Genomic DNA, 7264 nt, shown 5'->3' on the forward strand with positions numbered 1-7264 from the left:
GCACCCAGGTCGGCAAGCACCCGCCGCTATCGCCGCCCGCGCGCGAGGCTTCAGGCGCGACCATGGCGATCGATCCCGCCACGCGCGCCAATCTCGAGCTGACGCGGACGCTCGCCGGCGAGCGTCGCGGCTCGCTGCTGGATGCGATCGACTGCACCGTGACCTCGGCGGGCTCGCGCCTGCTGGCGCAGCGACTGGCCGCGCCGCTGACGGATGCGCCGGCGATCGCGCGGCGGCTCGATGCGGTCGGCGCCTTCGTTGCCGATTCGGCCGCGCGCGAAGACATCCGCAGCATCCTGCGCGGCGCGCCCGACATGTCGCGGGCGCTGGCCCGTCTCTCGGTCGGCCGCGGCGGACCGCGCGATCTCGCCGGCCTGCGCGATGGCATCATCGCCGCCGACCAGGTGCTGGCGCGGCTCGGCGAGCTCGACCAGCCGCCGCAGGAGATCGCGGCGGTGATGGCGGCCTTGAAGCGACCATCGCGCGAGCTCGCGGCCGAGCTTGCGACGGCGCTCGACGAGCAACTGCCGCTGATCAAGCGCGACGGCGGCTTCGTTCGCCAGGGTTACGAGCCTGCCCTCGACGAAGCCCGGAACCTGCGCGACGCCTCGCGCCTGGTGGTGGCCTCGATGCAGGCCCGCTACGCCGACGACACCGGCGTCAAGGGCCTGAAGATCCGCCACAACAACGTGCTCGGCTATTTCGTCGAGGTCACCGCGCAGCACGGCGACAAGCTGATGTCGGCGCCGCTGAACGCCACCTTCATCCATCGCCAGACACTGGCGGGCCAGGTGCGCTTCACGACGTCGGAGCTCGGGGAGATCGAGGCCAAGATCGCCAATGCCGGTGACCGCGCGCTCGGGCTCGAACTCGAGATCTTCGAGCGGCTCTGCGCCAAGGCGCTGGAGATCAGCGACGACCTGCGTGCCGCCGCGCAGGGCTTTGCGCTGCTCGATGTTGCGACCTCGCTGGCGAAGCTCGCCGTCGACGAGAACTATGTGCGGCCGGAGGTGGATTCGTCGCTCGGCTTCGCGATCGAAGCCGGCCGTCATCCCGTCGTCGAGCAGGCGCTCAAGCGCAACGGCGAGCCGTTCATTGCCAATGCCTGCGACTTGTCGCCGAGCCCTGCGCAAAAGTCCGGCCAGCTCTGGCTGCTCACCGGTCCCAACATGGCCGGCAAGTCGACCTTCCTGCGCCAGAACGCGCTGATCGCCCTGCTCGCGCAGATCGGCAGCTTCGTGCCAGCCACGCGCGCCCGCATCGGCATCATCGACCGCCTGTTCTCGCGCGTCGGTGCCGCCGACGATCTCGCCCGGGGCCGCTCCACCTTCATGGTCGAGATGGTCGAGACCGCGGCGATCCTCAACCAGGCCGGCGAGCGCGCGCTCGTGATCCTCGACGAGATCGGCCGCGGCACCGCCACCTTCGACGGTCTCTCGATCGCCTGGGCCGCGATCGAGCATCTGCACGAGAGCAACCGCTGCCGCACGCTGTTCGCAACGCATTATCACGAACTCACCGCGCTCTCGGCAAAACTGCCGCGGATGTTCAACGCCACCGTGCGGGTGAAGGAATGGCAGGGCAACGTCGTGTTCCTGCACGAGGTGCTGCCGGGCTCGGCCGACCGCTCCTACGGCATCCAGGTGGCGAAGCTCGCGGGGCTGCCACCGGCCGTGATCACGCGCGCCAAATCCGTGCTTGCCAAGCTCGAGGCGCAGGACCGCGGCCAGACCGCCCGCGCCCTCGCCGACGATCTGCCGCTGTTCGCCGTGCCCTCACGCGCCGCCGCGGAAGCCGCGCCGCCGAGCGAGGCGGAGCTGCTGATGGACGCGGTGAAGGCGTTGCACCCCGACGAGATGTCGCCACGCGAGGCGCTGGATGCGCTGTATGCGTTGAAGGCCAAGCTGCCGAAGCAATGACGGTGCCGTAGCCCGGATGAGCGAAGCGACATCCGGGACACCTGATCCCGCATGTCGCTGCGCTCATGCGGGCTACGATACTTTTGCCGCAGCGGGAAAGGCTGGTGGGTTACGCTGCGCTAACCCACTCTACGCATCCGAACGTTTGGCCTACGCCCGCGCCGCGATCGCCGCCGCTTCCGCAGCGGCGCGCTGCATGCTGGTCGACATCTCGTTCGTGACCGTGCTCTGCTCCTCGACGGCCGCGGCGGTCGATGTCACGTATTCGCTGACATTGTTGATCGCCTGCTTGATCGAGCCGAGCGCGCTGACGACGTCGCCGGAGATGCCGTTGAGACTGCCGATCTCCTGGCCGATCTTGTCGGTCGCCTGCTTGGCCTGGTTGGCGAGGCTCTTCACCTCGGAGGCGACCACGGCAAAGCCGCGGCCGGCTTCGCCGGCGCGGGCGGATTCGATCGTTGCGTTGAGCGCGAGCAGGTTGATCTGCCCGGTGATGCTGTTGATCATCTCGACGATGCCACTCATCGCCTGCGCGGCCTCGGTGAGGCGCTGAGCCTGGGCGTCGGCGGCCGCGACCTGATCCACCGCGCTCAACGCGGTTTCGCGCGACTTGGTCATCGCCTCGGAAATTTCCCGCACCGAGGCGTTGAGCTCCTCGGAACCGGCGGCGACCGACTCCATCATGCCGCGAACGCGCTCGTTGCCCATGCGGACGAGCACCTGCCGCGTGGTGTCGGTGGCATATTTCACGACCTTGAACGGCTTGCCGTTGAGATCGAGGATCGGGTTGTAGGACGCCTGGATATAGACCTCCTTGCCACCCTTGCCGATGCGCTTGTACTCCGCCGCCTGGTACTGGCCGCGGTTGAGCGCGGCCCAGAACTCGCGATAGGCCGCGCCGTYGCGCTCTGACGGATCGACGAACATGCTGTGATGCTTGCCCTTGATCTCGGCGAGCGAATAGCCGAGCGCGCCGAGGAAGTTGGCGTTGGCGGTGATGATGGTGCCGTCCATGTTGAACTCGATCACCGCCTGCGCCTTGTCGATCGCCGCGATCTGACCGGCGAGATCGGCGTTCTTCAGCTTCTCCGCGGTGACGTCGGTTGCGAACTTGACGACGCCGAACGGCTTGCCGTTCTCGTCGAGCAGGGGATTGTAGGAGGCGAGGATCCAGACCTCGCGGCCGCCCTTGCCGATGCGCTTGAACTCGCCGGYCTGGTATTCGCCGCGGTTGAGCTTGGCCCAGAATTCGCGATAGGCGCCGCCGTCACGCTCGGACTGAGCCACGAACAGGCTGTGGTGCTTGCCCTCGATCTCGGCCAGCGAATAGCCGAGCGCCTTGCAGAAATTCTCGTTGGCCGTGACGATGGTGCCGTCGAGCTTGAACTCGATCACGGCCTGGGCGCGGCTGATGGCGGACACCTTGGAGGCTTCCGTCATGGCGCGAATCTTCTTGGCGGTGATGTCGGTCGCGATCTTCACGACCTTGACCGGCTTGCCGGCATTGTCGAGCACCGGATTGTAGGACGCCTCGATCCAGACCTCGCGGCCGCCCTTAGCAATTCGCTTGAATTCGGTGGCCTGCGGCTCGCCGCGGTTGAGCTGCGCCCAGAACGCCTTGTAGTCGGCACCGTCGCGCTGATCGGCCGGCACGAACATGGCGTGCTTCTTCCCCTTGATCTCGTCGAGGGAGTAGCCGAGCGCCTTCAGGAAGTTCTGGTTGGCCGTAAGGATCGTACCGTCCATCGCAAACTCGATCACGGCCAGCGAGCGGCCGATGGCGGCGAGCTGTGCGTCTGCATCACTGCGAGAGTTACGTCCAAACATCAAAGAAGCTCCATCTCGAAATAGCACCGGATGTGACCGCGCGGCAGCGATGCCGTATTCCAATCGGTGGTTCCCGCAGGTCCGATCATTTGAATAGAGATCCGCCAAGATATACGCGGGCGGTGTCGGACGCGGGGTATGCAAGTTGATTCGTACGGGAAAAGCTCGAACAAAGTTCTAATAGAAATGTCGGAAAGCAGCAGCCGGGGGAAAGTCACCGATGCGCACGGCACTTGGCGGCGGTCTGGGCACGATTTGAAATGACATTTGTCACTCAACGGCTTGCGGGGCGCCGCGCTGCTCGCTCGAATGAATTCGCGCCAGACAAGTGTTTCGCGACGTCACATCGTGTCCGTAGTCTCACGGCGCTTATTGTGCACCTTGTGCATCACGCCGGCCGATGCCCCACAGTGTCAGGTTCGAGGTGACGCAGGTGCCGATCGCAAGACTCAATCCGACGGCCGCGCCGAACTGCACCACCGCGACGTGCATGACCGCGATCGCCATGCCGAATCCGAGCAGGCCCCAGGCGGAGTTGGCGAGCACGGCGGCGGTCGGCGGACCGACGCCTCGCGCCTCGTGGTGGCCTCGATGCAGGCGCGCTACGCCGACGACACCGGCGTGAAGGGCCTGAAGATCCGCCACAACAACGTGCTCGGCTATTTCGTCGAGGTGACCGCGCAACACAGCGACAAGCTGATGTCGGCGCCGCTGAATGCCACCGTCATCCATCGCCAGACGCTTGCTCACCGGTCCCAACATGGCCGGCAAGTCGACCTTCCTGCGCCAGAACGCGCTGATCGCCCTGCTCGCGCAGATCGGCAGCTTCGTGCCGGCCACGCGCGCCCGCATCGGCATCATCAACCGCCTGTTCTCGCGCGTCGGCGCCGCCGAGCGAGGCGGAGCTGCTGATGGACGCGGTGAAGGCGTTGCATCCCGACGAGATGTCGCCGCGCGAGGCGCTCGAAGGCCAAGCTGCCGAAGTAGTGCCAGCGAACCTTCCAACGACCAGAGAGTGATGCTCTGACCGACAAGCCATGAGCCGAGCCGCGATGCCGGGCTGTGCTGCAGGCGGAATTGCGACGGCTTGGCCGTGTTCGCCGGCGTACTGGCCGTCAGCGGCCCGCCCCGGCAAACGGCTCGATCAGCTTCAAGGTAGCGGCGAGGCGGATGCTGCGCTTGCCGGCGAGCGCGGTCGCTTCCATTTCGGCACCCTTGTCATCGCAGTGGCCGGAGAAGCCGATGCCCACCTCGTAGCCACCGAACAAGGGATGCTCGCTCTTCGCCGGCGTGTGTTCCTGATTGACGAATTCGCCTTTCCAGCGACCGTTCGCCGAAGAATAGGCGCCGAGATAATAGAAGAAGGCATCGCCGCCGAGGATGCGGCCGTAGCGCAGCAACATCACGCCGGTATGGCCACCGGCAATTCCATCCAGCATCCGGATGTCGATCGAATAGAGTCCGCTGACGATGCCGCCCTCGCCGACCGCACCGGGCGGGGGAACGTCATCGTCGCCGAGCGGCGTCATCACGGCGCGAAACACCGAGGCGTCCTCGACCACTTCTCCCTCGAAGCGGCAGATCTTGCCCTGCTGTCGACCGCGAATGCTGATTGTGACGGCGTCGGAACTGACCAGCGACCTGTGCTGCGGCGACCGGCTGTGGCGCTTCGTCCGGAGCCTGGCGACGATTTCGCCGTCCACAATCTCGTAGGTGCCGAAGTGGGCGAAGGCCGTGTTGCCGCCAAGCATTTTCCCGGCATGGGCGTACAGAACGCTGCGGCCGGAGCCGTCGTTGATATCGTATTCGACCTTGTACAATCCCTCCACCGCACGCCCCGATCTTGCTCTGCTGCCAGCTTAGCGGGTCTGCCAGCCCCGGTAACCATCTATCCTGACGCAGGGCTGGGGTCCCAAGCGTAGCATACCTCGCCTCACGAAGCGCGGCGCGGCTAATGCACCGCCCTCTTCCGTCGCCCCATCCACCACAGCGTCAGGTTCCAGCCGATGCAGGTGGCAAGTGCGCAACTCAAGCCGATCGCCGAGCCGAACTGCGTGACGGCGACGTTCAGCACCGCGACCGCCATGCCGAATCCGAGCAGGCCCCAGGCGGAGTTGGCGAGCACGGCGGCGGTCGGCGGACCGCCGATGCGTGGATGCAGGATCAGCATGATGCTGGAGAACACCACCGGATACAGCGCGATGATACCGCTGATGCGGGGGCCGACCCAGCCCGACGTCGAAACCACGATGGCGACGAGGATCGCGACCAGCGCAGCACGCATGGGGACGTCGTACCAGCCCCGTGTCACCAGCGGCATCTTCGCGTGGCGATAGCCTGCGAGCAGTGGAATGCAGATGCCGAACGCGATCAGATTGGCGGCAAGCCCGGCGGTGAGCGACCAGTCGAACTGGCGGATGATCGAGGCCAGCACGATCCACACCGCGACGGCGCTGCCGCAACTCACCGCGAGATTGTGCCGCTGCGACAGCACGACATAGGTGAGGCACATGAAGATGGTCGCCGCGTTCACCGGCAGGCTCGCCAGCGCGCCCTGCGCGATGAAGCCGGCGTCATGGTCGATGGCAAGAAAGACGTAGGACGGACCGGCCGAGACCGGAAGGGTCGCGATCAGTGCGCCGATCACGGGCCCCGATCGCTCGGTGATGATCGAGGCCGTCACGACGAACGCCGCCGCGATCGCCATGCGCAGGAGGAGGAAGAGGATGAAGTGGAGGTCGGGGGACATTTTTTCTTCGTCGTCCTGGACAAGCGAACTCCTGGCAAACGCGTTTGTCCAGAGTGAGCGCCGATCCAGGACCCATAGCCACAGGCTTCGCTGTGTTAAACGGTCGTAGTTGCAAGTATCGCGACACAATCAGCATCTGGGATAATCGCGACGAGCAAGTGCTCGCGCGGGGGTCCCGGCTTTCGCCGGGACGACACCGATTGTTGGGCTGCGGCCTGCGTCTCACATCCGCTGCATCGACACCGACACCTTCGGGCCGTTCTTGATGGTCTGGTAGACCACGCAATAGCGCTCGGTGAGCTTGAGCAGGAGATCGAGCTTGTCCTGCGGCGCCGGCGTGTCGACCTCGAAGCGGAGAYGGATCTCGGCGAAGCCGACCGGCGTCTCCTTGTCGACGCCAAGCGTGCCGCGGAAATCGAGATCGCCCTCGGCATAGACGTTGCCGGTCTTGAGCGGCACCTCGATCGCGGTCGCGACCGATTTCAGCGTGACGCCGGCGCAGGCGACCAGTGCCTCGAGCAGCATGTCGCCGGAGCAGAGTTCGAGGCCGGAGCCGCCGGTGGCTGGATGCAGGCCGGCAAGCGCGATGGCGCGGCCGGTCTCGACCTTGCAGGCGATGCCGTCGCTGTCGGTCGAGCCCTTGGCCTTCAACGTGATCAGCGCGGTCTTGGGATCGGTCTTGTAGCGTTCCTTGATCGGGGCCTGCATCTGGCGCAGTTGGGCGGCGTCCATCTTCGTTATCTCCCGGATAAATCGCCTCTCGATGTAC

The 7264-nt window shown here is 65.8% G+C and carries 5 protein-coding genes and 2 pseudogenes; 2 read left to right on the plus strand and 5 right to left on the minus strand.

From position 1 onward, the window contains the following. The coding region (mutS, locus tag AC1D00_RS19005) for a DNA mismatch repair protein MutS (protein ID WP_477011715.1) at positions 1–1919 on the plus strand (1919 nt) is incomplete at its 5' end. A 150-nt stretch (positions 1920–2069) separates the two neighbouring features. Here mutS and AC1D00_RS19010 read toward each other — a convergent pair. Both AC1D00_RS19010 and AC1D00_RS19015 read right to left on the minus strand, forming a co-directional pair. Beyond that, positions 2070–3746, minus strand: coding sequence for a methyl-accepting chemotaxis protein (locus tag AC1D00_RS19010; RefSeq protein WP_477011716.1), 1677 nt, complete (start codon positions 3744–3746; stop codon positions 2070–2072). Between the two features lie 369 nt (positions 3747–4115). Further along, positions 4116–4310, minus strand: a pseudogene (locus AC1D00_RS19015) (hypothetical protein); the annotation flags it as partial. Between AC1D00_RS19015 and AC1D00_RS19020 the strand changes: the two are divergent. After that, positions 4311–4701 (plus strand): annotated as a pseudogene (locus AC1D00_RS19020) (MutS-related protein); the annotation flags it as partial. Positions 4702–4861: 160 nt separating this feature from the next. Here the strand turns inward: AC1D00_RS19020 and AC1D00_RS19025 are convergent. From AC1D00_RS19025 to AC1D00_RS19035, 3 genes are all read right to left on the minus strand, one after another. After that, the gene (locus AC1D00_RS19025; protein ID WP_404551397.1) at positions 4862–5575 is read right to left on the minus strand and encodes a GrlR family regulatory protein; all 714 of its coding nucleotides are present in this window, start codon (positions 5573–5575) and stop codon (positions 4862–4864) included. Positions 5576–5697: 122 nt separating this feature from the next. Then, positions 5698–6495, minus strand: coding sequence for a hypothetical protein (locus AC1D00_RS19030; RefSeq protein ID WP_477011717.1), 798 nt, complete (start codon positions 6493–6495; stop codon positions 5698–5700). A gap of 222 nt (positions 6496–6717) precedes the next feature. Then, positions 6718–7227, minus strand: a complete 510-nt coding sequence (locus AC1D00_RS19035; RefSeq protein ID WP_477011718.1) for an OsmC family protein — start codon at positions 7225–7227, stop codon at positions 6718–6720. Positions 7228–7264 lie beyond the last annotated feature (37 nt).

The sequence above is a fragment of the Bradyrhizobium sp. P2_E8 genome (assembly GCF_056403875.1).

Bases quoted from the DNA above. Each gene is read 5' to 3' on its own strand.
- AC1D00_RS19030 (WP_477011717.1), bottom strand. From the start codon at position 6,495: ATGTCCCCCGACCTCCACTTCATCCTCTTCCTCCTCCTGCGCATGGCG.